Consider the following 25,290-nt stretch of genomic DNA (forward strand, 5'->3'; position numbering starts at 1 on the left):
GCAAATGTTGAATTGGGCCTCCCGGTTCAACATTTGTGTTTTACTGGATAACCATGGCTATGCATCACCACACCAATCCAAAGAATGGTTATTGGCAGTAGGCGCAACAGCGCGTTGTTTACCAGACAGTCATCAGTCACTTGACACCTTCATACAAGCACATCAAGGCAAATGGATATTTGGTCATATCAGTTATGAATATGGCCACGTATTAATGGGCAAGACACCAAGGCCTGAAACCTTTATTGGTTTTCCACTGGCTGAATTCTTTTGTCCTGAGATACTTATTGAATGTAGCGATGATGGTCTCAACATTTTCAGTGATTCACTGCCTATTGATGAGATCCTACATTCGATACAAACCAGCACTCCTACAGCATCTACCAAAAGTACTCCTGTACAACTAACGCCGGCTTTATCAAAGCAAGCCTATATTGATGCCATTCAGGCATTAAAAGCGCATATCAGCAGAGGTGATTGCTATGAGATCAATTATTGTCAGCAGTTTTCTGCAACAGGCACATCCATTGATCCCATTCAAGTATACCACCAACTCAGTTTGGTTTCACCAACGCCCTTTGCAGCATTCTATCGCAATGATGCTAAATACCTGCTTTGCGCCAGCCCGGAAAGGTTTATTAAGAAGGATGGAAGCACGTTAATCTCTCAGCCTATTAAAGGCACATTTAAAAGAAACCTGGTAGATGCTGAGCAGGATGAACAATTGAAAAAAACATTGCAAGAGGATCCTAAGGAACGCAGTGAAAATGTTATGGTTGTTGATCTGGTGCGGAACGACTTAAGCCGAGTATGCCAACCGGGATCTGTGCAGGTAACTGAACTCTTTGGCATTTATAGTTTCCCGCAGGTGCACCAAATGATTTCTACCATTGAGGGCCGCATAAAACCTTCACTAGTTTTTTCGGATATCCTGAAAGCCCTATTTCCCATGGGCAGCATGACAGGTGCACCAAAGGAAAGTGTGATCAACCTCATTGATCGATATGAGCCTGTTCCGAGAGGATTGTATTCCGGCACCATCGGCTATATTTCGCCCAATGGCGATTTTGACTTCAATGTAGTGATCAGAAGTATCGTCTATAATGCCACCAAACAGCATATCAGCTACCATGTTGGGAGTGGCATTACCTACTATTGCAATCCAGAAAATGAATTTCAAGAATGCTTGTTAAAGGCTGAAGCCATGTCCGTTGCACTAAGCTGAATAACAAAGGAAAAAATCGTAAATTACTTGTTGTAGAATAAGTAATGCCCTTAGACAGTCCAACGCATATCAGTAAAACCATCCTAAACCGGCAACAAGAAATTGCCAATAACGCTTGGCAATTACAATGTCTGCTTTATCCTGAACTTGAGCTGAAGTACACAGGTACATTGAGGGAAAAATATCTGGAGGATATTCATTATCACCTGCAATACTTGTATGAAGCTTTACAAGCATACGATAAAAACCTGTTCACCCATTATGTCCATTGGATAAATAGCGTCTTAACCAGCAGGCATATTCCGACCAAAGAACTCATAGATAATTTAAGCTGCATCAAGAATGTGCTTAGACAATTCCTGAACGATGAAGAATATAGTTTAGCCAGTCTGTATCTGGAAGAAGCGGTTGATATCTTAAAAAGACAGATAAAACAGGATACACCAGACATACTCCAACATTCGGCAATGCAGCATGAACGTAAACATTATCTGCATTTATTGCTGAATCAGGAACGCCATGCCGCTTATTCATACATACATGCATTAGTAAACAAAAAGTATAGCCTTCAGGATATTTACTTGCATGTTTTCCAGGCTGCCCAGTATGAAATTGGCCAACGATGGCAGGAAAACAAACTGTCGGTTGCACAGGAACATTATTGTACGGCAGTAACACAACAAATCATGTGCAGTTTATTGCCACAAATCTTCAGTACTCCCAAAAAGCAGATGCACATGCTTGCTTGCTGTACTTCTGGCGAACTGCATGAACTTGGTTTGCGTATGGTAGCAGATTTTTTTGAACTGGATGGATGGGACACTTGCTTCTTAGGTGCCAATACACCAGAACAGGCAGTAGTAGATATGATAGAACAACAACACTTCGACATCATTGCTATTTCCACTACCATGACTTTTCATCTGGATCGTGTAAGATCAACAATCAAAAAAATACGGTCATTTGAGTCAAGTAAAAACACCAAAATCATCGTCGGGGGAAACCCTTTTAATATTGGAACAGGGCTCTGGAAAAACGTGGGCGCAGATGCCTATGCAGGCAATGCACAAGAAGCTGTAGCTGTTGCCAATTTAATTTGTACAACTGCGCTTGCATGAAACATACTGTACCATATGTAGACTTTTGTCTGGAATGTGAACATGATGGCAAGGTTTTATCTGTGCTGAAAACATCTATCACGATGGATTTTGATCAGCAGTCTCCAGTATATCTTCAAGATCTGATTGCTGAAGCCAGTGTATCAAAAGCTGCAGAGCTATTACAACAAGTAGATACTGATGGGGTAAGTATCGACTGGGAATTGCAGGTAAAAAATGGCAAAGCTATTGTTTGGATGGTTTTATCGGGCTTCCGTGTATTCAACAAAATCATCATCATAGGCTCGTCTAGAAAAATGCATTACGACCTTGCCTTGTTTGATGAAATGATGCAGATCAATAATGATCAATCGAATCAGATCAGGGAATTGGTGAAAGAGAATACACAGTTAAAAGCTCAGCTGGCGAAACAACAAATCAGCCATTGATTCGGCCTTCTAATAAAGCACGTACAGATTCAATCAGTATCTGTCCTTTTCTTGCTTCAAATACCACAGCACGTTCTTTGCTTAAACGCATGGGGTATTTTTTACCTTCTGCTAAAGTTTTATCAAAGCCGGGATTCCATTTATTGAATTGCTGAATATCCATGAGCAATTGATTGGAAACAACTACAGAATGATAACGACCGCTTACTTCCACCACGGCTGTATTGGCCATTTCTTCTGCAGTCAATTGTTCCGCAGCATCCATTTTAGCCAAACTAGCTTTGTGTAATTCCGTTTCTTCAGCCGTCATTGTCGTCCAGCCACCACTACCCTCAAAGATGAAATGCGTAGCGATAAATTTCTTTACGTGGGTTCTGGTTTCTTCAGGTAAATAGTATTGCAAATCCCAGAAATCACGACTACCCGTTTTCTTGATGGCATTCTTTACGCGTCCGGCACCGCCATTATACGCGGCAACCACCAGTAACCAATCGCCAAACTCTGTATACAATTCCTTGATTAGTCTTGCTGCAGCATGGGTGCTCTTGTAATAATCGGTACGTTCATCCAGCATACCGCCTGTTCTTAAACCAAAGCGTCTCGCCTCATAAGGCATTAACTGCCAGGGACCAGCTGCTCCGGCCCATGACACCAAGCCAGGCTTGAGATGGCTTTCAATCACACTCAAGTACTTCATTTCCTTGGGCAGACCATATTGTGAGAGGATATTATCGTATAAGTCGAAATAAGGCTTACCCCAGGTTTTCATGCGCTCCATTTCCTTACCTTGCTTTCGAATATAATCCTGTACAAATCCGATAGCTCTTGGATTGAGTTGTGCGCTGTACGGACTACTTGGATCAAAACGATTATTTGTAAAGAGGCTTTTGAACGCCGTTTTATCGTTGCTTAGATCAGATGTATCTTTCCCAATACGTCCAAATAAAGGATCCATGCCTTCACGAAAGGACATAGTACCTACAGCTCCGGCCACAAAGGCAAAAGCCACCAGAGAAACCCTGGCCACGCTTACAGAACTATTGATACTGATACCAAACCAACGCATAGATAACTTGACCTTTTACTTTCCGGCGAGCTCAAGAAGCTTTTTGGAAAGGCGGAGCAAAGATACCTCGCTGAAAGGAGAAGTCATGAGTTGGAGCCCATAGGGCAGCCCATTGGGGTGTTGGAACAATGGCAGGGAAACAGCAGGGCAACCCACCAGGTTGGCCAGCACTGTATAAATGTCAGCCAGGTACATTTCTACCGGGTCTTGGCTCTTTTCGCCAAAAGCCCAGGCAGTAGATGGAACAGTGGGGCTGATGAAGCCATCATATTGGGTAAATACCTGCTGTATTTGATCGGTCAGCAATCTTCTAACTTGCTGAGCCTTAGTAAAATAAGCATCGAAATAGCCCTCACTCAGCACAAAGGTACCAAGCAGGATACGCTTCTTCACCTCTTTGCCAAAACCTTCAGATCTGGAACGCTTATACAGGTCTGTCAAATCATCAGTTGAAACATCCGAACGATGCCCAAACCTAACCCCATCATAGCGCGAAAGATTGCTGGAAGCCTCCGCAGTTGTTAAAATATAGTAAGTAGGAACAATGTACTCAAGTAGTTCAAAATCAACAGGTTCTACGATATGACCTTGGGCTGTTAAATTTTTGATAAACGCCTCCATTCCTTCCCGAATTACTGGGTCTAAACCGGGGTGTTGCAGCATTTGCGGACTGTAGGCCAGCCGCATGGGTTGGTCTGATTTGGACTCAATTTCTACTGAATAAGCAGGTACCGGCTGTGCGGAAACTGTACTATCAAATGCATCTTCGCCTGCTATTACTTCTAAGGCAAGCGCTACATCTTCAATCTGCTTAGCGAAAATGCCAATCTGGTCAAAAGAAGATGCATAAGCAATGAGTCCGTAGCGAGAAATACGTCCATAGCTGGGTTTCATACCAATGATGCCACAGAAATCTGCTGGCTGGCGAACAGACCCACCGGTATCACTGCCCAAACTCAGCATACACATATCCGCTTGAACCGCTACTGCAGAGCCTCCTGAAGAACCTCCAGGCACACGATTGGTATCCAGCGCATTCCTGACCGCACCAAAAGCAGAGTGTTCATTGCTGCTGCCCATGGCAAATTCATCGCAGTTTTGTCGGCCAAGAATAATGGCACCGGCTTCAAGCAGCCTTACTACTGCAGTAGCGTTGTACACAGCAGTATATTGCTTCAAAATCTTGGATGCAGCAGACATTGAATGTCCCTGATATGCCAATACATCTTTAATGCCAATAACTACGCCATGTAAGGGCTTCAATGGCTTGCCTGCAATCCGTTCTGCATCTAATACTGCAGCACTGGCCAGTGCTTCCTCAGGAAACAATTCCAGCCAAGCATTGAGTGATGCTTGATTACTACAGGTATGCAGATAATGCTGAACGGCCTCCACGCAAGTGGTGAGGCCGTTCAATAAGTCTGAATGATAGTCTTTGATGGTTGTAAAACGGAACAAAGGCTAAGGGGGTTGATCAATCGCTCAATTACTGCTTGTCTTTCTCTTTCATGCCTTCTTCGATCTCGCGCTTCACGTTGTTTTTTGCATCGTTGAATTCGCGGATACCCTTACCCAAACCTTTCATGAATTCAGGAATCTTTCTTCCACCGAAAAGAATAAGAACGGCCAGTACAATGATAATGATCTCAGTAGTGCCTAAACTGCCCATAGAAATATTTTAAGAGCTACAAAGTAAGTGTTTTTCAAGCTAATAATACGCATTCCGAATATAGAGAACATAAAAAAAGGCAGAACATGGTTCTGCCTTCAATATGATACATCCATTGCGGATTACATACGCTTTTCCTTGATACGTGCGCTCTTACCGCTACGCTCGCGGAGGTAGTACAGCTTAGCGCGACGAACCTTACCAACTTTGTTCAGCTGGATAGACTCGATATTAGGAGACAGGAAGGGGAACAAACGCTCAACACCCACACCATCAGAAATCTTACGCACTGTGAAAGAAGCGGTAGCACCGTTGCCCTGGAGCTTAATTACATCGCCGCGGAAGCTCTGGATACGCTCTTTACCACCTTCTACAATCTTGTAGTTTACAGTAATATTATCACCAGCCTTGAACTTTGGAAAGTCTCTCTTAGCTGTTAACTGCTCGTGTACAAATTGAACTGCTGCGTTCATAACTCAAGTTTTTAGCCCGATTTTTTCGGGACGGCAAAAGTAGGTTAAAAATCGGAATTACACAATCTCCAATAGAATTTTTTCTATCGGGCCACGTTCACCGCACGCTTCTCGCGAATCACGGTTACTTTGATCTGTCCCGGATAAGTCATTTCTGTCTGGATTTTCTGGGCAATATCAAAGCTCAGCTTATCGCTATCTCCATCCGTTACTTTCTCTGCTTCCACGATTACACGTAATTCACGACCAGCCTGGATGGCATATGCCTTTTCAACACCTTGATAACCAAGGGCTAAGTTCTCCAGATCCTTGATACGCTGGATATATTGCTGCATGATTTCGCGACGAGCACCCGGTCTGGCACCACTGATGGCGTCACAGGCCTGAATGATGGGTGAAATCACATATTGCATTTCCATTTCATCGTGGTGGGCGCCGATGGCATTCACCACTGCAGGGTTTTCCCCGTATTTCTCAGCCAGTTTAGCACCCAACAAAGCATGGCTCAGCTCGGTTTCTTCATCAGGCACTTTACCAATATCGTGTAAGAGACCTGCACGTTTGGCCAATTTAGGATTGAGGCCTAATTCAGCTGCCATGATACCGCACAAATTGGCTACTTCACGGCTATGCATCAGCAGGTTTTGTCCGTAAGAAGAACGGAAACGCATTTTACCAACCACACGCACCAGCTCCTTATGCAGACCATGAATACCCAGTTCGATTACGGTTCTTTCACCGATTTCCATCACCTGCTCTTCTAATTGCTTACGGGTCTTTTCTACCACTTCCTCAATACGGGCAGGGTGGATACGACCATCGGCAACCAGTCTTTGCAAGCTCAAGCGAGCAATTTCACGACGCAATGGATCGAATGAAGACAATACAATCGCTTCAGGAGTATCATCCACAATCAAGTCAACACCGGTTGCTGCTTCGATGGCGCGGATATTACGGCCTTCTCGACCGATGATCTGGCCTTTGATTTCATCTGTTTCCAGATGGAATACAGTCACTGTATTTTCAATCGTCTGCTCTGCAGCAGTACGCTGAATGGTTTGAATCACAATCTTACGCGCTTCCTTATTGGCTTTCTGGCGGGCGTCTTCAATGATTTCCTGCTGTAAAGCCAAGGCACGGGTAGCCGCTTCCTGCTTCAAGCTTTCAATCAGCTGAGCACGCGCATCTTCAGCACTTAGGTTGGCAATCTTTTCCAGTCGGCGAATATGCTCTTCCTGATGCTTTTCCAGCTCAGTGCGTTTGTGTGCCACAACTTCCAGCTGGCGGTTCAGGTTTTCTTTGATGGCTTCGTTTTCCTTGATTTGCTTGTCCAGAGAAGCTTCTTTCTGATTGATGGAAACTTCTTTTTGCTTGATACGATTTTCGGCTTCGTTGATCTTTCTATTGCGATCATTTACCTCGCGGTCGTGCTCGGCCTTCAACTGCACAAAACGCTCTTTGGCTTCCAGTTGCTTCTCCTTTTTGATGGTTTCAGCACGGATGCCTGCCTCTTTGATGATTGTTTGAGCCTGTAATTCAGCCTCTTCTATCCTTTTTTTGGTGTCTTTGGCAAAGAGAAATTTACCCGCTACAACACCTGCGATGAGTGCGACAACGCCGCTGATCACGGCTATAATGATGGGATCCATTGATTTGCTGGTTTTTAGAAAAATTCACAATATCTACTCGTGCACATTCCATATGGCATGAACAGTAATGGGCAAATATAATTAATTTGACCATCCCCTCCGGCCGGCCCTCCCACTAAAAAGCAAGAATGCTTGCTTTGACAGGATACATAACCTGTTTATTCTTGTTTTGGATGACATGCTTTTACCCTTGATATTTGGCAAAACGAATCTTATGCGAAAAGCCTTTTTACTGTTACTAGCAGGTGCATTCTTCACCAATATCCAGGCCCAAGAGCTGAAATTGGCAAAGGGACAGAAATTCCAAACAACAACCATTACAAAGACTGCCATGAATCAACAGATGATGGGCCAGTCTTTAGAAATGAATACAGATATTACCGCTGTTGATGAAATTGAGGTGGTAGATGTTAACGACAAGAACATTACCCTGAGTAAAACTGCCAAACAGTTAAAGTCATCTTTTTCTGGCATGGGACAAAGCATGGATTTTGACTCCAACAAGCCAGAAGATCTGAATGGCCCTGTCGGCAGCCAGATGAAGGGAATCATCAACACTCCACTCAACTTTGTGCTGAACCCTTCCGGAACAATTGCTGAAGCACCGAAAATGACAGGAAACGCCATGATGAATATGGCTGGTGATGTTGCAAAAGGTGAAGCCATGCCAGGCTTTATTGCAATACCCGCTGGCATAAAAGCTGGCGATAGTTTTTCTATAACAGGAGCCGATGGCGATAATAAAACAATTGCAAACTATACAGTTGTTTCTGTTAACGGAAAAGAAGTAGCACTAAAAATGAACATCACTGCTAATAAAACAAATACGGTGAATCAAATGGGTATGGATATGTTGATGACCTTGAAGATGACCACTACTGGTAACGCAACTGTTGATGTTGCATCGGGCTTCATGTTAAGCGCTTCCACTGAGACAACAACAGATGGAACAATTAACGTAATGGGACAGTCAGTGCCTATGACCATTAAGACAACCAGCACCATTACTGGTAAGAAATTATAAGTTGAACTTTTCCCAATAAATAATCCCGCAGTTGCGGGATTATTTTGTTTATGCTTGTAATGCTTTTGTAAGCAATCCGTCTAGTTTGGATAAGCCTTCCAGAATTTCTTGTCGCTCTAACTCAGGCATCACACCACCGGAACTGTGTTGCTCTGTGGCAAACCACAGCAAAACCATTGACACATAATCCTGCATATCCTTGCCTGCGAAATTGGTTTTGAATTCGAGGATTTTATCGTTGATGAGCTTCACTGTTTTACGCACCATTTCCTCGTCTGCAGGTTCAATACGCAGGCGGTAGTTTCTATCTGCAATCACCACATTTACAGGTATCAGTTCTGCCATATCAATGTTGGTTGAGTAATGATAAACATTGATCAATTTCTTTCAGGTAAGCATCAATGCGTTTCTGCATGGCCTGCTTGTCTTCCTGTGTCCAGGAAACCTGCCCCATGCGCAAAGCATCAGATTGCTGTTGCATGGCTTGCAGTGCTGCGGACTTGCTGCTCAATTGTTCCTGCGCAGCAGTCAGTTCTTTCTGGAGTCGCTGATTATCCTTCTCCAATTGCTGTTGCTTGCGCAATAACTCTTGCAGCTTCTCTTGTATCTCCTGTATTTTCGACTGGATCAACTCCATACTTAAAAATAACTATTCAAGGCGGCCAGACTATTTTAACGGGTGTATACTTATGCACATCCCTATTTACGGATTTCTGCACCCAGCTCTTTTTCAAAAGCCTGAATCAGTTTGCCTACCATTGTATCAATCTCTTTATCGGTCATGGTTTTTTCTTCATCTAAGAAAGTAAAACTAATGGCCATAGATTTTTTATCTGCACCCAGCTTATCGCTTTCAAACACATCAAATAAACGCATGTCGGTCAGACGGCTAATCTTGGTTTGCTTCACTACCTGCTCCAATGCAGCATAGGTCGTTGAACGATTCACCACCATGGCTAAATCGCGCTGTACCGCTGGGAATTTGGATACTTCTGCATAAGTGATTTTGTGCTTAGCAGCCAGCTTGAACAGCAGGGCCAAATCAATATCCAGGAAATACACTTGCTGACGAATATCAAAGCCCTTCAATACAGCACCAGAAACAATGGATAGTTTACCCAACACTTGCTTACCTGCACACAAATCAAAATCATGACCCTGCTCGGCTGCTTTCACTGCAACATCGCTGATGCCCGCTAAAGCAGGAATAGCAGCTGCCAAACCTTTCAAACGATAGAAATCATGGGCTGCCGCTTTCTCATGCCAATTGTCTTCGTGATTATTACCAGTGATGTAAACAGCCAGATGCGCTGTTTCACTGTAGTCGCCGGGACCATTGGTAGCATAGGTCTTACCAAACTCAAACAATTGCAGATTGGTATTCTTACGATTGATATTATATGCAATACACTCCAACCCACTTTGCAACATGGATGGTCTCAATACATCCAGATCAGCACTGAGGTTATTGAGCATCTTCACGGTTGTACCCAATGTGGCTTCATCAAAATACTTGCTATTGGTAATGGAGTTGGTGAGTATCTCATGAAAACCCTGACCAGTTAAATAACCGGCAATCTTTTCTTTCAGGCTTTCTTTCCAGCCATGTGCTTCCACTGATGGTGAAATAGTGATGCTGACAGGAATGTCAATGCTATCTAAACCATCTATACGCAGAATCTCTTCTACGATATCAGCAGGCAAACTAATGTCTGGTTTATGATACGGCACGGTGAGGCGAATCTCATCCATACCCTCTTTCGCAATCTCAAAACCTAAGCTGGTAAGAATACGCTTTACTGCATCTGGGTGATAATTCTTACCACTCAGCTTTTTCAGAAAATGATATTTCAGTGCAACTTCTGTTTTTTCTTTTGGCGTAGGATATACATCCACTACATCTGAACTGATATTACCACCCGCTACCTCTTTGATCAATAAAGCAGCGCGCTTCAACACATTCACTGTATTAGAAATATCCACGCCTTTTTCAAAACGTGTGGCAGCATCTGTACGTAATCCATGTCTCATGGAACTCTTACGAATACTTACCGGATGAAACCATGCACTCTCTAAGAAGATTGCTGTAGTGGTATCCTGCACACCGCTCTTAGCACCACCAAATACACCACCGATACACATGGGTGTGTTGTTACCATCGCAAATCATCAAATCCTCTGCACTCAGCTTTCTTTCTTTATCATCTAAAGTGATGAAAGCCGTACATTCTTCCAAACAACGCACGATAACCTGATTACCGGTGATAGCTGCAGCATCAAAAGCATGCAAGGGCTGTCCAGTTTCATGCAGGATATAATTCGTAACGTCTACTATATTGTTGATTGGTCTTACACCAATAGCTTGCAATTTGTTTTTCAACCAAGCTGGTGAAGGTTGTACAGTAACGCCAGAAATACTTACACCCGCATAACGAGCACAAGCTTCCGGATTATCAATACGCACTGCAATGGGCAAATCGGTTGTATCTGCCTTGAAACCATTCGCATAAGTTTGCTTAGGTCTGGTCTCCTGTTTGTTATGGTGTGTAAGATAAGCGCATACATCGCGTGCCACTCCCAAATGACTCATGGCATCCATACGGTTAGGTGTGAGGCCGATTTCATATACCCAATCCTGATAGACTTCAAAATACTCCGCAGCTGGTGTACCGGGCACCAAAGTATCCGGTAAGACCATAATACCTGCGTGACTGCTACCCAAACCCAATTCATCTTCGGCGCAGATCATACCATGACTTTCTACTCCTCGAATCTTGGCCACTTTCATCGTGAGTGGTTCGCCTTCTGTTGGATAAATCGTGGTGCCAACAGTTGCTACCGCCACTTTTTGTCCGGCAGCCACATTTGCTGCGCCACAAACAACCTGCAATGGCGCATCAGCACCAATATTTACAGTGGTAATTTTGAGCTTATCTGCATTGGGATGTTGCTCGCAGGTGAGCACTTCACCAATCACTACACCCTTTAGTCCGCCACGGATGCTCTCATAAGCTTCCATACTTTCCACTTCCAATCCAATGGATGTTAGGATGCGGGATAACCGCTCCGGCTCTATCTGCTCGGGCAAAAATTCACTTAACCAATGATAGCTGATCGTCATTTCGGTTGCGCTTAAATGGCGCCAAAGATAACCAAATGCACCCGTTGAAATGCATGTAGAATCTTTCAAAAAGCAGGATTCAACAGTTTCCTCGTCCAAAAAGGACATGTGCATTACTCTGTGTAGAAAAGCTGCATAAAAAGTGTAGCTTGTGGATAAGCACCATTCCTCCTGTTCATAAGCCTTAGCGAAAAATGTGCATTACGTTGTGAAGAGCTGGCTATTAAGTTTCCAGCACAAATGCCACAGGTGAGTGGTCTGCCCTTTATATTCGCATCCCTTTCGCCGTAACATTGGCTTAACATCGGTGGAAGATTGTGCTAAACCCCTAAAGGCTGAAGAAGATGGATCTTACCGGACTCAATAAAGACAGAAAGACGAGAAGAAAAGCAGGCGTTGATCTTAGTACCATGGTGTATGGTAAAGTACCGCCCCAGGCAAAGGAATTGGAAGAAGCCGTACTGGGTGCCATCATGCTGGAGAAAAGTGCTTTTGATACAGTTACTGAAATCCTGAAGCCGGAATGTTTTTACGTTGAAGCCAACCAACTTATTTACCGAGCCATGCAGGGCCTGCAGCAAAAAAGCATGCCCATCGATATCCTTACTGTTGTTGAGGAACTGAAAATGCGTGAGCAACTGGATATGGTGGGCGGCCCTTACTATGTTACCAAGCTCACCAATGCGGTTGTATCTACTGCCAATATTGATGCCCACGCACGTATTGTGTTGCAGAAATTCATACAGCGTGAACTGATCCGTATCAGCGGTGAAATCATTGGCGATGCATATGAAGACAGCACCGATGTATTCGATTTGCTGGATGAAAGTGAGGGTAAGATGTTCAATATCACCAACAATTACCTGAAGAAGAACTTTGAGGATATTGGTAATGTATTGGCAAAAACCATTAACCGTATTGATGAACTGCGTAACCGCAAGGAAGACATCTCCGGTGTTACCAGTGGTTTTGCTTCTATGGATCGTGTGACTTATGGCTGGCAGCGTACCGACTTAATCATTCTCGCTGCACGTCCTGCCGTGGGTAAAACTGCATTTGCGCTGAACCTCGCACGTAACGCGGCATTAAATCCGATAAAGCCTACACCTGTTGGTTTCTTCTCTTTGGAAATGAGTGCTGCACAGTTGGTACAACGTATCCTGAGTGCAGAGAGTGAGATACTAATGGAAAAAATTTCGCGTGGTAAACTGGAAGATTACGAATACCAGCAATTGCATACCAAGGGTATCAAACGCTTGGAACAAGCCCCACTCTATATTGATGATACTGCGGCTTTGAACATTTTTGAATTCCGTGCCAAAGCCAGGCGATTGGTGAACAAACACAATGTAGGTTTAATCATCATCGACTATCTGCAATTAATGAGTGGCTCTGGCGAACGTAATATGAACCGTGAACAGGAAATCAGTAATATCTCTCGTTCACTAAAAGCCTTGGCCAAAGAATTGAATATCCCCATCATAGCATTGAGCCAGTTGAGCCGTGCAGTAGAAACCAGAAAGGAAAGCAAGATGCCGCAATTGAGTGACCTCCGTGAATCGGGTGCCATTGAACAGGATGCGGATATGGTGATGTTCATTTATCGTCCTGAATACTACGAAATTGGTACCAATGAAATGGGCGAAAGTACCAAGGGCGAAACCCACGTACGTATTGCCAAGCACCGTAATGGTGGCTTGGAAACCATTAAGTTCAAAGCCAATCTGGCCATTCAAAAATTCGATGAATGGGATGAAGGTCCGGGTAATCTCGGTCCCGGTAGCTGGAAACCCGTTGGTCCATCAGCCACACCCGGTGCAGGTAATGAAGGCGGTCGCTTCTTCATTCAGAGCAGTAAGATGAATGGTGGCGAGTTCGACGATGGCATGGATAACGAAGTACCACCCTTCTAATCGTACAAATAACAATAACTTTGAGCGCCCCACATTGGGGCGTTTTTCTTATGCGTACACTCTTCATCATTTTAGGCTTAGCTTTTTTTGTGCAGACAAGTCATGCGCAACAATTCCCATGTAATAACAAAAACCTGCCGGTGATTTTCATCCATGGCTTTTTGGGCGGTGGTGATAACTGGACTTCTCTTTATCAGGATTTTCTGGCCAATGGTTATTGTCACCAGCAATTGGAAGTCTTTGATTGGAACTCCATTGGTGGTGATGCACAGAAAAATATCCAGCGCCTTGACAGCACTATTGATGCAGTGATGAAACGCAACAACAGTAGCAAAGTCCATTTAATTGCTCACTCAGCAGGTGGTGGTTTGAGCTATCAATATTGTAGCGATAAAGAGCGCGCCAAAAAAGTAGCTAAGTATGTACACATTGGTAGTAGCAAACAAAAAAATACCATCGGCAGAAGAATTGATATGCTGAACATTTATTCATCTGCAGATTTGATTGCCCGACAAGCGGGTGATATTGATGGTGCTATCAATATCGCGTTTACGCATGCAGATCATTTTCAACTAGTCACCGATGGCAATACAGCACGCGCAGTCATTCATTTCATCATGGATGAAAGCATCGAGCCGCAACAACTCAAACCCATCAAGACTTTACAATACCATGAAAATCTTGTCATCAGTGGTAAAGCCTGTACGTTTGGCGACAATCAACCAATAGAAAAAGCAAAGATTGAAATCTACGCCATCAATCACCTTACTGGTCAGCGTTTGAAGAAAAAAGCAGACACTGTTTTTGTGAGTGATGTGAACGGACGCTGGGGACCATTCAAAGCGAAAGCATTTACCAGTTATGAAATGGTGTTAAAGCCTGCAGATACTGCCATGCGTACCGTGTATTATTTCCGCGATATTTTTATTGCACAGAACCCACTTGTGTACTTGCGTGCAATACCCAAGAGTGGCATGACGGCCTTTCTGCTGGGCGGTGTTCCCAAAGACGAACAGCAAGCAGCGGTAGCTATTTTCTCTGCTAGCCGAGGGGTGGTTGCAGGAAGAGACAGTGTCACCGTGAATGGTGTTTCAATCGCCACAAATGCTTTCGCGCCTGCCAAGAAAAATGCCATTGCTTTTTTCTTGTATGATGATGGAGATCAACAAACCAGTGGCAATGGATTGCCTGCTTTTGGTGCTACCCCTTTCCTTTCAGGTATAGACATGTTCATCAACGCAAAGGAAACCAAGGTGAAAAAGAAAGTAACACCACCCGCACCCATTGCTTTATACTACAACACACGCAAGCTGGTGCTTCCAGCACGCAGGAGTAAAGAAGGTGTATTGGTAGCCGTATTTGAATGATGCGTAAATTTCCACCATGGCAGCACCTTATTTCTATGAACCCCTGATCAGCAGCAATCACACCAGTTTTGAACTGAGTGAGGAAAGCAGCAAACATGCTGTTCAGGTCTTGCGCATGGAAGCAGGTGAAACAATTCAACTTACGAACGGACAAGGTGGCTTGTTTACTGCAACAATCACACTTGCACATAAAAAACATTGCCAGGTAAGCGTTGCAACGGCAACACAAATACCAATGCCTGAAAAGCAACATGCAATTGCAGTCTCACCCTTAAAAAATAATAGCCGGATTGAATGGTTTCTGGAAAAAGCAACTGAACTGGGTATTCATCGCATCATACCATTGATCTGCCAGCGTACCGAAAAACAAGTGGTAAAGCAGGAAAGATGGCAACAGATATTGATCGCTGCCATGCTGCAAAGTCAGCAAGCCTGGTTACCCATACTAGACGCACCTACAAAATTTGCTGATACCATTCAAGCTTCTTATACAGGCAACAAGTTGATTGCACATTGCTTACCAAATGAAAAAAAACCACTCAATGCATTTGCTGCAGAAAACAGCCTGATCCTGATTGGCCCTGAGGGCGATTTTACCGAGTCAGAAATTGAGCTTGCACTTTCAGCCGGATTTCAACCCGTAAGTTTGGGCAGTACCCGCTTACGCACGGAGACCGCAGCTTTAACCGCCGCTGTGGTTTTACAGCAATTCTGATGTATATTCCATATCAGATTTCAACCTATGCACCCTACAAGAATCATCCTACTTGCAGGTATTTGCTTTTTGGCAGCCTGTAGTTATCTGGAAGAAGAGAAAAAAATCATCCGAGATACCAGTATCAACGAACGCACTTCTTTCAACAATATCTTTTTCGATAGCATTGCTATTGATAATTTTCTAAGCAGAGAAACTGAACTAAAAACTTTTGCAGACCAGTTTCAGGATTTTTATCTCGCCAGAAACTACACCTATGCTTGGTTCGACAGCAGTGGGCTTGCTGAACAAGCACATAATTTCATGAACCTGCTAAGCAACAGCATTACTCAGTTAAACGACAGCTCACTATATGATCCAACTTTATTCAAAGATTATGAACGCATGTTGATTGATAGTGGTAAAAGCCTGACACCTGCACAGAAGCTACAGACAGAACTGCGTTTCACCGGACAGTTTTTTCAATATGCTGCCAAGACTTATAAAGGCAGTGATATTGATGTGGCAGAGCTAGGTTGGTTTATCCCTAGAAAAAAAATTGATCTGACAGCTTTGCTGGATTCCAGTCTGCGCAATAAAGCCATCGAGCCGGAACGTTTTGCCCCACTGAATTCGCAGTACAAAAAACTAGAGCAGGCTCTGCAACAGTTTGTGCAATTGCAAGCTGCAATAGATAGCACAGATACCATTGCACATGTACAACAGCCCCTTAAAAAGGGCATGGAAGATGCACGCATTTATGCCATCAAATCCAGACTAATCGCTTATGGTGATTTGGAAATGCATGACAGTAGTGAGCTGTATAACGACAGCTGTGTTGCAGCTGTCAAACGCTTTCAGCGCAGAACAGGTTTGGCTGCAGACGGACAAATCGGTAACCGACTCATTGAAGAACTCAATACACCCATCGCAAAACGTATCCAGCAATTATTGGTGAATATGGAGAGAGCAAGATGGTTGCCTCCAGAGAGTGATTCCAATTATGTAGTGGTGAATATTCCTGAGTTCAAATTACATGTATATGATAGTGGCAAACTGCAATACGACATGAATGTAATTGTGGGTTCAGCCACCAACAACACGGTTATCTTCAACGGCAACCTGAAGTATGTAGTGTTTAGTCCATACTGGAATGTGCCTTCCAGCATTGTGCAGAAAGAGATTTTGCCTGCTATGAACCGCAACCCTGCCTATCTTGATAAAAACCACATGGAGATTACAGGAGGTAGCAAGAATAGTCCGAGCATACGACAGAAACCGGGCCCGTGGAATTCATTGGGTTTGGTGAAATTTCTCTTTCCCAATAGTTACAGTATTTATTTCCATGATACACCCAACCGCAGCCTGTTCTCAGCCAATAACAGAAGCCTGAGCCATGGTTGTATCCGCCTTGGCGAACCCAAGAAATTTGCCCAATATCTTTTGCGGAATGATACTACTTACTGGACTAGCAAGCGCATTGATAGTTGTATGAATTTGCCCAAGGAAAAATGGGTAACGCTGAATAAACCACTACCAGTGTTTATTTTGTACATGACGGCATGGGTAGATAAAAATGGCTTGTTAAATTTCCGCAGGGATATTTATGGTCACGACCGTAAAATGACCGACAAGTTATTCGTGAAAAACTAAACCCTACTTTCGCAGCAGGTTATGAACATCAGGTTAGTACAGACAGCAGCAGATATTCGAGCATTTCTGGAGATAGCACCGGAACTGAACAGGCATAACAAAGCCTATATCCGTCCGCTTAACAAAGACATAGAAGAAATTTTCAATAAACAGAAGAACAAAGCATTTCGTTTCGGCGAAGCGAGAAGATGGATTTTGCTGAATGATAGCGGCAAGACCATTGGTCGTATTGCTGCCTTCACCAATAGTAAATATGTAAACAAGGGAACGGATTATCCTGTAGGCTGTTGCGGCTTCTTTGAATGCATTAATGATCAGGAAGCAGCCAAGCTACTTTTTGATACTGCTAAAAAATGGTTGCAATCCATGGGCATGGAAGCCATGGATGGTCCTGTAAATTTTGGGGATAGAGATAAATGGTGGGGATTGATGGTAGAAGGTTTTCATGATGAGCCTGTGTATGGCATGCCTTTTACACCAGATTATTACCCTGCTTTGTTTGAAGCATACGGTTTTCAGAATTATTACAACCAGTACTGGTATCGCATGAGTGTAGATGACGACTTACCACCTCGTTTTCAGGAGCGTTATAACAAGTTTGCCAATAAGCCCGGCTATAGTGCAAGGCATATGGATGTAAAACATATGGAACGCTATGCGCAGGATTTTGCTACAGTTTACAATGCAGCATGGGCGCAACATGGCGAGGCCAAAGAGATTACCAAGGAGCAGGTGATGAAAATATTCAACACCATGAAGCCTATCATGGATCCCCGTGTAATCTGGTTTGCTTACTACAAGGAAGAGCCCATTGCCATGTTCATCAATATTCCGGATGTTAACCAGTATTTCAAGCATTTCAATGGAAAGCTTGGTCTGCTGGAAAAACTCCGATTGGTATGGATGAAATACACTGGTCAGTGTAAAAAACTCACCGGCTTGGCATTTGGCGTAGTACCAAAATATCAATCGCTGGGCATCGACAGTTATCTCATTCAATCATGCGGCTACCTAATTCAGAACAAAGGTTGGTACCGCAACTATGAAATGGGTTGGGCGGGCGACTGGAACCCGCGTATGGTGAATATTTACAAGAGTTTAGGCGGTAGTCAGAACAGACGCATGGTAACCTATCGCTATATCTTCGACAATAAGCATCCTTTCGAGCGCCATCCAGTAATGGAATACGGCAGCTAACCACTGTATTTTGTTGAAAACTAAGCCGGGACCCTGTTACGGAAATAGGGCTCAAATCCTATCTTGCAGCTACGTATATGGATAAGTTTATTGTTTCGGCACGTAAGTACAGACCACAGAATTTCAATACCGTGGTTGGGCAGGCGCATATTACCACCACCCTGAAGAATGCAATCCGCAATAACCAATTGGCCCATGCATTTTTGTTTTGCGGTCCGCGTGGTGTAGGTAAAACTACCTGTGCACGTATTTTGGCCAAAACCATCAACTGTGAAAACCTGCAACCTGACGGCGAAGCTTGCAATACCTGTAACAGTTGCAAATCTTTCAACGATGGTGCTTCACTCAATATCCATGAACTGGATGCGGCCAGTAACAACTCTGTGGATGATATCCGTTCACTCGTAGAACAGGTTCGTTTTGCACCACAGGCTGGTAAGTACAAAGTGTATATCGTGGATGAGGTACACATGCTGAGTACCAGTGCCTTCAACGCATTTTTGAAAACACTGGAAGAGCCCCCCTCCTACGCTATTTTCATTCTCGCAACAACTGAGAAACACAAAATTCTGCCAACCATTTTGTCGCGTTGCCAGATTTTCGATTTCAAACGTATTACTACTAACGATACGGTTGAACATATTCAGGAGATTGTAGACAAGGAATCTATACAGGCAGAAAAAGCTGCACTACAATTGATTGCGCAGAAGAGCGAAGGCTGTATGCGTGATGCGCTGAGTATTCTGGATAAGATTGTGAGCTTTACCAATGGTGAAGTTTCCTATCAGAATACATTGGAGCATCTGAATATTCTTGACCACGATTATTATTTCCGCATACTCGAAGCATTACAACAACAGGATCTGGCAACAGCCATGTTACTGTATGATGAAATCAACCGCAAAGGTTTTGAAGGTGACTTGGTACTGAATGGCTTTGCTGAATTTATCCGTAACCTGCTGGTATGTAAAGATGAAAGAGCAGCAGCACTCCTAGATGTAGTGGAAGGCATGCAAGGTAAATATGTACAGACTGCCAAAGCAGCAGACACTGCTTATCTGGTGAGCGCACTCAATATTCTGAATGAAGCCGAGATCAATTTCAAAATGGCGCGTAACAAGCGTTTGCATGTTGAACTCACATTGATCAAGCTGAACTTTCTGCAACAAGCCATTGAACTGAGTGCCGGAGAAAACGGTAGCCTGGTTAAAAAAAAACGACTTGACGGACCGATAGCCATACGGCAGAAACCCATTCCAGCTTTACAAATCAAAGCAGCACCGTCAAGTGCTACAGTGCCTGAAGCCAAGTTGTATATTGAACAACCTGCACCTGCGCCAACCCAAACCAGTGCACCATCGCCAAAACCAACTGCTCCCCTAGCTGCACAGCCAGCTACTGCAAAACCTGCTGCAACCAGACCTACAAGCGCAGCTGGTCAAAGCGGTCCAAAGAAAAATTTACTAGAAGCTTTACGGGATAAGTATGGCAATCAATACATGATTCAGGAAGTGAAAGAAGCACAGAACCTGAACATAGAAGCATTGCAAGCCTGTTGGAATGTTTACGCAGAGACGCTCAACCAACAGCAAAAACATTCATCTGCTGCTACATTTAAAATTGCCCGCCTGGAGATCATCGATGAAATTCATTTCATTGTTAAAGTAGGCGCTTTAACAGCACAGAAATTTATTGAGCAGGAGCGCATGGTGCTGATTGATCATATTCAGCAACACTTCAACAACAGGGCCATCACTTTCAAGATATTGGTAGAAGCCGGCGAAAAAGAGGATGTGCCTTTGCACATGCGTTTGAACAGTAAGGAGAAATTTGAACACCTGGCCCAGCAATACCCCCAATTGCGTGAGCTGAAGGATAAACTCAAACTGGAAATAGATTTCTGATATGCCCAAACAAACACATCGCTACACCAATGGAGAGGTTACCGTAATCTGGAAACCCGAGCAATGTATTCATAGCAAGATATGTTGGACACAACTGCGTGATGTGTTTGATCCTGCCAAGAGACCCTGGGTGAATATGTCCGGTGCTGATACCCAAGCGATCATTGATCAGGTAAAGAAATGCCCCAGCGGTGCATTGAGTTTTGAAATGAATGAAACTAAGGAAGCTGCTGTTCAGTCGGCCAGCGCCAGTATAACCAATATTGAAATTCTACCCAACGGCCCGATTCTCATCAAGACCAATTGCCAGATTAGTTTTGGTAATGGAGAAACAACGGTGAAGGAGGGCGTTACTGCTTTATGCCGCTGTGGTGCATCCAATAACAAACCTTATTGTGATGGCAGCCACAATCGTATTGGCTTTGCTGCTGATTGATTTAACCGCCTGCTTTTTTGGTATTGTTATAGCCCTTCTTTAAAAGCCATTGCAAAACTTTATCACGCTGATCGCCCTGTACCAAAATTTCACCATCCTTGGCTGAACCGCCGGTACCGCAAAAGTTCTTTAACTGCTTGCCTAAATCTTGCAGATCATCTTCAGTACCAATAAAACCAGTTATCAGTGTTACTGTTTTACCACCACGCATTTTATTATCTAGTCTAACACGCAACTGTTGTTGACCCGGTGAGAGGGTTTGTTGTTCCTCGGTATGCTCAGGTTCAAACTGAAAATTAGGATCAGTGCTGAAAACAAAGCCGTTTTTATCAGAACGATTTTTCTTGCTCATAGACAGTTATTAAATGGTCACAGCTTTCAGGCTAAGATCGAGACTCTGCGCCTGATGAATCAATCCGCCCACACTCACATAATCCACCCCAGCAGCAGCATAGGCTTGAATATTTTCTTTGTTGATACCACCACTGGCTTCTGTTTCCATACGGCCATTAATCAGCACAACTGCTGCTTTCACTTGCTCGGGTGTGAAATTGTCCAGCATAATACGGAAGACTTTACCAGCGCCATGTTCCAGCACCAAAGCCACATCCTCTAAAGAGCGGGTTTCTACTTCAATCTTGAGGTTTGGCTGCACACGTTGCACATAATCACTTGCAGCGGAAATGGCTTGCGGAATACCACCTGCATAATCAATATGGTTATCCTTCAGCATGATCATATCATACAAACCAAAACGATGATTCACGCCTCCGCCAATACGCACCGCTTCTTTCTCTAACAAACGAAAATTAGGTGTGGTCTTTCTTGTATCCAACAATTTGGTGCGATACCCTTTCAATAAATCTGTATATGATTTGGTGAGTGTAGCAATACCACTCATGCGTTGCATACAGTTCAACACCAGTCTTTCACATTGTAAAATGGTATGCACTTTCGCCTTCACCTCAAAAGCCACTTCACCCACTTGCATGGCATCGCCATCTTGTTTGATTGCAGTGAAGACAGCATCTGGTTCTACAAGCTGAAAAATTGTAGCTGCCACTTCCATACCGGCGAGAACACCTGCTTGCTTAATGCGCAATACTGCTTTACCCTGTTGCTGGCTAGGAATACTGCTAAGGGTGGAATGATCACCTTCACCAATATCTTCTTGTAAGGCAGATCGTATGAGTTGATGGAGTGCTTGCTGCTGTGTGTCCAACATGGCGCAAAGCTACAGTTTGCGCATAAAAAATCCCCCACGATATCGTGAGGGATCAAAATATTGGCATTGTTTAGGAAATCCTTATTGTAATGATCTGGTGTTTGTTGTTCTTCACCTTAAGCATGAGCGTAATATTATACCCCTTACCACTGTTGCGCAGTTTACCAGTCATATACATGGTACTGCCTATTTCCCGATCAGATACTTTATCAAAACCTTTGATACCCTGCTCGCTGAAAAAAGCTTTTAGGGCAAGGCCTGCCTGATTCTTACCCATATTCTTCACTTCGTCTTTATCCAAGAGTTTCAGATCGAGAAAATCATCAAAATGCTCTGTCAGCGCACTTACATCTGCTGCTTTCAGCGACTGTACAATAGCGTCTACATCTGACTGTGCACTGGCCGAAAACTGTACTGTAAATAAAGCCACCAACAAGACCAATAATTGCTTCATACTCCGTTGTTTCATGTATTCTACCGCTAAAAATATGCCAAACACAGCTTACCTGCTGCAGGATAAAGTTAAAGCCTGTGTCTCAATGAGAAATGCGCTAATTTCAGGCCATGAAAAAACGTGCAATTCTGATCATTATGGATGGCTGGGGACTGGGTAAAGTGGCTTCAGCCGATGCCATTCAACATGCGAAAACGCCTTTTGTGAGTGGTTTATATAACCAATACCCCCATACCACTTTGGTTACATGCGGCGAAGCAGTTGGTTTGCCGGATGGACAGATGGGCAATAGCGAAGTAGGTCACTTGAATCTGGGCGCAGGCCGCATTGTGTACCAGGAATTACAACGCATCAATGTAGCCATACGCAGTGGTGAGTTAGCTGCCAATCCGCAATTACTTGCTGCTATTCAATATGCCAAGGATAATCAAAAACCTTTGCACCTGATTGGCTTGGTAAGTGATGGCGGCGTGCACTCGCATATCAATCACCTGAAAGCTATTACCGATATCTGTAAAGCTCAGGGTTTATCCAATGTATTCATTCATGCCTTTACAGATGGACGTGATACTGATCCCAAAAGCGGATTGGGCTTCTTACAAGAATTAACACAACACCTGACACAAAGTGTGGGCGTGATTGCCAGTGTAACCGGCAGATATTATGCAATGGACCGCGACAAACGCTGGGAAAGAGTGAAGTTGGCTTATGACGGATTGGTCAATGGTATCGGTCTTGCTACGGATGATGTCTTGGCAGCAGTGCGTGCATCCTATGCAGCAGATGTTACAGATGAATTCATCAAGCCTATCATCAATACAAAAGCCGGTAATGCAAGCATCCAAAATGGCGATGCTGTGCTTTGCTTCAATTTCCGCACAGACCGTTGCAGAGAAATTACACAAGTGCTGAGCCAGACAGATATGCCTGATCATGGCATGCACAAGTTACAACTACACTATACCACCATCACAGAGTATGACAATACTTTCCAAAACGTGCATGTGGTATTTGAGAACGATAATTTGAACAATACTTTAGGCGAAGTTTTGGAAGCCAACGGTAAGAAACAAATTCGCATTGCAGAGACGGAAAAATATCCGCACGTTACTTTCTTCTTCAGCGGTGGCCGCGAACAACCTTTTGAAGGCGAACAACGCATCATGGTGCCTTCACCCAAAGTAGCTACCTATGATTTACAACCTGAGATGAGTGCTGTTGGTATTACCGATCAACTCATCCCCGAGATTGAAAACGAAACAGCTGATTTTATTTGCTTGAATTATGCCAATGCAGATATGGTTGGCCATACTGGTGTATTCAGCGCAGCCATCAAAGCAGTAGAAACTGTGGATGCCTGTGTGCAACGCGTAGTAACTGCTGCATTGCAACATGGCTATACCATTTTCTTAACTGCTGATCATGGCAATGCAGATTTCATGATCAATGAAGATGGCTCGCCCAATACCGCACATACGTTGAATCTGGTTCCTTTCTTTGTGATTGATCAACAATGGAAGGGCACTGTTAAGCCAGGTAAACTCGGAGATATGGCGCCAACTATTCTGCATATGATGGATTTACCCATTCCTAAAGAAATGACCGGATCAATCCTAACTGCATGAATAAAGCCGAACTGATACAATTACTGGAGACCAACCACCAAGCATTCATTCAATTGATGGAAAGCTTGTCTGCAGCTGATTTTGAGAAACAGGTTGCAGGCAAATGGACACCCGGTCAGCAGTTGGAACATATTCTCAGAAGTGTTTCGCCTGTGAGCCTGGCTTTGAGCCTACCCGGATTCTTTTTGAGACTAGTATTCGGGAAGGCCAACAGACCATCACGTAGCTATGAAGAACTGGTAGCCAAGTACCATGCAGCACTCAGTAAGGGTGGGCGCGCAAGCGGCAGGTTTGATGTAAAAAAACAGGTACCTGTTGCGCACAGAAATAGTTTGTTGACTGCTTTGCGAAGAACCGTCTTGCAGTTAACCAGACTCAGCACACAGCTATCAGATGCCGAGCTGGACAAATACATCTTACCACATCCGCTCCTTGGTAAACTAACGCTGCGTGAAATGTTGTATTTTACGGCATACCATGTACTGCATCATCAGTGTTCAGTACAAGAAATTGTCTCAACCCAAACCGAAACAGCATGAAACCATTCTTAAAAAAAGCTGGTATTGCATTATTGATCGTATTGGCCATTATACAGTTTTTCCGTCCTGAAAAAAATGTATCTGCTCAACCCAGTGACCAGCATATCAGCAAAGTACAACCTGTACCTGCTGACGTGGATGCCATTCTGAAAAAAGCCTGTAACGATTGTCATAGTAACAATACGGTTTATCCATGGTATAATAATATTCAACCTGTAGCTTGGTGGTTGAATGATCATGTGCAGGATGGTAAAAAGCATTTGAACTTTGATGTGTACAGCAGCTATAACCTGCGCAGACAATTCCACAAAATGGAGGAAATTGAAGAACAAGTAAAAGAGGGTGAAATGCCGATGCAATCCTATACCTGGATACATAGTGATGCCAAGCTCACAGAAGCCGAAAAGAATACCCTCATCAACTGGAGTATTGCTTTTCGTGATACCATGAAAGCACACTACCCTATTGATAGTCTGATCAGACCAAAGAAATAATCAACCGCACTGAAGCA

The 25,290-nt window shown here is 43.8% G+C and carries 25 protein-coding genes; 14 read left to right on the forward strand and 11 right to left on the reverse strand.

Going from position 1 to position 25,290, the window contains the following annotated elements:
* Nucleotides 1-4 precede the first annotated feature (4 nt).
* Genes J0L83_07375 through J0L83_07385 form a run of 3 tightly spaced genes read left to right on the forward strand, consistent with a single transcriptional unit; the run spans nucleotide 5 to nucleotide 2,771 of the window.
* The gene (locus tag J0L83_07375) at nucleotides 5-1,225 is read left to right on the forward strand and encodes an anthranilate synthase component I family protein (GenBank protein ID MBN8664373.1); all 1,221 of its coding nucleotides are present in this window, start codon (nucleotides 5-7) and stop codon (nucleotides 1,223-1,225) included.
* Nucleotides 1,226-1,269: 44 nt separating this feature from the next.
* The gene (locus J0L83_07380) at nucleotides 1,270-2,343 is read left to right on the forward strand and encodes a cobalamin-dependent protein (GenBank protein MBN8664374.1); all 1,074 of its coding nucleotides are present in this window, start codon (nucleotides 1,270-1,272) and stop codon (nucleotides 2,341-2,343) included.
* Nucleotides 2,340-2,771 (forward strand): hypothetical protein, encoded by a 432-nt coding sequence (locus J0L83_07385; GenBank protein ID MBN8664375.1) that lies wholly within the window; start codon nucleotides 2,340-2,342, stop codon nucleotides 2,769-2,771. Before J0L83_07380 ends, J0L83_07385 begins: the two co-directional genes overlap by 4 nt.
* On the opposite strand, the gene J0L83_07390 is transcribed toward J0L83_07385, so the two are convergent.
* From J0L83_07390 to rny, 5 genes are all read right to left on the reverse strand, one after another.
* Nucleotides 2,761-3,837 carry a lytic transglycosylase domain-containing protein gene (locus J0L83_07390; GenBank protein ID MBN8664376.1) on the reverse strand — a complete coding sequence of 359 codons (1,077 nt, stop codon included), beginning with the start codon at nucleotides 3,835-3,837 and terminating at the stop codon, nucleotides 2,761-2,763. The two genes, J0L83_07385 and J0L83_07390, sit on opposite strands and share 11 nt — an antisense overlap.
* Before the next feature lie 15 nt (nucleotides 3,838-3,852).
* Nucleotides 3,853-5,295, reverse strand: coding sequence for an Asp-tRNA(Asn)/Glu-tRNA(Gln) amidotransferase subunit GatA (gatA, locus tag J0L83_07395; GenBank protein ID MBN8664377.1), 1,443 nt, complete (start codon nucleotides 5,293-5,295; stop codon nucleotides 3,853-3,855).
* Nucleotides 5,296-5,323: 28 nt separating this feature from the next.
* Nucleotides 5,324-5,506: a twin-arginine translocase TatA/TatE family subunit gene (locus tag J0L83_07400; GenBank protein MBN8664378.1), complete on the reverse strand. Its 183-nt coding sequence runs from the start codon at nucleotides 5,504-5,506 to the stop codon at nucleotides 5,324-5,326.
* A gap of 122 nt (nucleotides 5,507-5,628) precedes the next feature.
* Complete coding sequence (rplS, locus tag J0L83_07405) at nucleotides 5,629-5,979, reverse strand: 50S ribosomal protein L19 (GenBank protein MBN8664379.1); 351 nt, start codon at nucleotides 5,977-5,979, stop codon at nucleotides 5,629-5,631.
* Nucleotides 5,980-6,062: 83 nt separating this feature from the next.
* Nucleotides 6,063-7,628: a ribonuclease Y gene (rny, locus tag J0L83_07410; protein ID MBN8664380.1), complete on the reverse strand. Its 1,566-nt coding sequence runs from the start codon at nucleotides 7,626-7,628 to the stop codon at nucleotides 6,063-6,065.
* 214 nt (nucleotides 7,629-7,842) lie between these two features.
* Here rny and J0L83_07415 point away from each other — a divergent pair, with 214 nt between their 5' ends.
* The gene (locus J0L83_07415) at nucleotides 7,843-8,652 is read left to right on the forward strand and encodes a hypothetical protein (GenBank protein MBN8664381.1); all 810 of its coding nucleotides are present in this window, start codon (nucleotides 7,843-7,845) and stop codon (nucleotides 8,650-8,652) included.
* Nucleotides 8,653-8,700: 48 nt separating this feature from the next.
* Here the strand turns inward: J0L83_07415 and J0L83_07420 are convergent, their stop codons facing one another.
* The 3 genes from J0L83_07420 to J0L83_07430 all read right to left on the reverse strand — a co-directional run bounded on the left by J0L83_07420 (nucleotide 8,701) and on the right by J0L83_07430 (nucleotide 11,772).
* The gene (locus tag J0L83_07420; GenBank protein MBN8664382.1) at nucleotides 8,701-8,997 is read right to left on the reverse strand and encodes a cell division protein ZapA; all 297 of its coding nucleotides are present in this window, start codon (nucleotides 8,995-8,997) and stop codon (nucleotides 8,701-8,703) included.
* 1 nt (nucleotide 8,998) lies between these two features.
* Nucleotides 8,999-9,289, reverse strand: a complete 291-nt coding sequence (locus J0L83_07425; protein ID MBN8664383.1) for a hypothetical protein — start codon at nucleotides 9,287-9,289, stop codon at nucleotides 8,999-9,001.
* A 62-nt stretch (nucleotides 9,290-9,351) separates the two neighbouring features.
* Nucleotides 9,352-11,772 (reverse strand): phenylalanine--tRNA ligase subunit beta, encoded by a 2,421-nt coding sequence (locus tag J0L83_07430; GenBank protein ID MBN8664384.1) that lies wholly within the window; start codon nucleotides 11,770-11,772, stop codon nucleotides 9,352-9,354.
* A 344-nt stretch (nucleotides 11,773-12,116) separates the two neighbouring features.
* Between J0L83_07430 and dnaB the strand changes: the two genes are divergently transcribed.
* From dnaB to J0L83_07465, 7 genes are all read left to right on the forward strand, one after another.
* Nucleotides 12,117-13,685 carry a replicative DNA helicase gene (gene dnaB / locus J0L83_07435; GenBank protein ID MBN8664385.1) on the forward strand — a complete coding sequence of 523 codons (1,569 nt, stop codon included), beginning with the start codon at nucleotides 12,117-12,119 and terminating at the stop codon, nucleotides 13,683-13,685.
* Between the two features lie 50 nt (nucleotides 13,686-13,735).
* Entirely contained in the window at nucleotides 13,736-15,052 is a 1,317-nt protein-coding gene (locus tag J0L83_07440) for an alpha/beta fold hydrolase (GenBank protein MBN8664386.1), read from the forward strand.
* Between the two features lie 16 nt (nucleotides 15,053-15,068).
* Nucleotides 15,069-15,767, forward strand: coding sequence for a 16S rRNA (uracil(1498)-N(3))-methyltransferase (locus tag J0L83_07445; protein MBN8664387.1), 699 nt, complete (start codon nucleotides 15,069-15,071; stop codon nucleotides 15,765-15,767).
* 27 nt (nucleotides 15,768-15,794) lie between these two features.
* The gene (locus J0L83_07450) at nucleotides 15,795-17,399 is read left to right on the forward strand and encodes a L,D-transpeptidase family protein (GenBank protein ID MBN8664388.1); all 1,605 of its coding nucleotides are present in this window, start codon (nucleotides 15,795-15,797) and stop codon (nucleotides 17,397-17,399) included.
* Nucleotides 17,400-17,420: 21 nt separating this feature from the next.
* On the forward strand, nucleotides 17,421-18,596 hold the full coding sequence (locus tag J0L83_07455; protein MBN8664389.1) for a hypothetical protein: 1,176 nt from the start codon (nucleotides 17,421-17,423) through the stop codon (nucleotides 18,594-18,596).
* A 77-nt stretch (nucleotides 18,597-18,673) separates the two neighbouring features.
* The gene (locus J0L83_07460; GenBank protein ID MBN8664390.1) at nucleotides 18,674-20,500 is read left to right on the forward strand and encodes a DNA polymerase III subunit gamma/tau; all 1,827 of its coding nucleotides are present in this window, start codon (nucleotides 18,674-18,676) and stop codon (nucleotides 20,498-20,500) included.
* A 1-nt stretch (nucleotide 20,501) separates the two neighbouring features.
* Nucleotides 20,502-20,936, forward strand: a complete 435-nt coding sequence (locus tag J0L83_07465) for a (4Fe-4S)-binding protein (protein ID MBN8664391.1) — start codon at nucleotides 20,502-20,504, stop codon at nucleotides 20,934-20,936.
* 1 nt (nucleotide 20,937) lies between these two features.
* Here J0L83_07465 and J0L83_07470 read toward each other — a convergent pair whose 3' ends face one another.
* The 3 genes from J0L83_07470 to J0L83_07480 form a co-directional block, all read right to left on the reverse strand.
* On the reverse strand, nucleotides 20,938-21,288 hold the full coding sequence (locus J0L83_07470; protein MBN8664392.1) for a translation initiation factor: 351 nt from the start codon (nucleotides 21,286-21,288) through the stop codon (nucleotides 20,938-20,940).
* 9 nt (nucleotides 21,289-21,297) lie between these two features.
* Nucleotides 21,298-22,161 (reverse strand): carboxylating nicotinate-nucleotide diphosphorylase, encoded by an 864-nt coding sequence (nadC, locus tag J0L83_07475; protein MBN8664393.1) that lies wholly within the window; start codon nucleotides 22,159-22,161, stop codon nucleotides 21,298-21,300.
* A 70-nt stretch (nucleotides 22,162-22,231) separates the two neighbouring features.
* Nucleotides 22,232-22,615 (reverse strand): DUF4783 domain-containing protein, encoded by a 384-nt coding sequence (locus J0L83_07480; protein ID MBN8664394.1) that lies wholly within the window; start codon nucleotides 22,613-22,615, stop codon nucleotides 22,232-22,234.
* Nucleotides 22,616-22,725: 110 nt separating this feature from the next.
* Between J0L83_07480 and J0L83_07485 the strand changes: the two genes are divergently transcribed.
* Genes J0L83_07485 through J0L83_07495 form a run of 3 tightly spaced genes read left to right on the forward strand, consistent with a single transcriptional unit; the run spans nucleotide 22,726 to nucleotide 25,273 of the window.
* The gene (locus J0L83_07485) at nucleotides 22,726-24,240 is read left to right on the forward strand and encodes a 2,3-bisphosphoglycerate-independent phosphoglycerate mutase (protein MBN8664395.1); all 1,515 of its coding nucleotides are present in this window, start codon (nucleotides 22,726-22,728) and stop codon (nucleotides 24,238-24,240) included.
* On the forward strand, nucleotides 24,237-24,779 hold the full coding sequence (locus tag J0L83_07490; protein ID MBN8664396.1) for a DinB family protein: 543 nt from the start codon (nucleotides 24,237-24,239) through the stop codon (nucleotides 24,777-24,779). Before J0L83_07485 ends, J0L83_07490 begins: the two co-directional genes overlap by 4 nt.
* Nucleotides 24,776-25,273: a heme-binding domain-containing protein gene (locus J0L83_07495; GenBank protein ID MBN8664397.1), complete on the forward strand. Its 498-nt coding sequence runs from the start codon at nucleotides 24,776-24,778 to the stop codon at nucleotides 25,271-25,273. Before J0L83_07490 ends, J0L83_07495 begins: the two co-directional genes overlap by 4 nt.
* Nucleotides 25,274-25,290: the final 17 nt, after the last annotated feature.

Source organism: Chitinophagales bacterium, assembly GCA_017303835.1.
Classification (GTDB): domain Bacteria; phylum Bacteroidota; class Bacteroidia; order Chitinophagales; family Chitinophagaceae; genus JAFLBI01.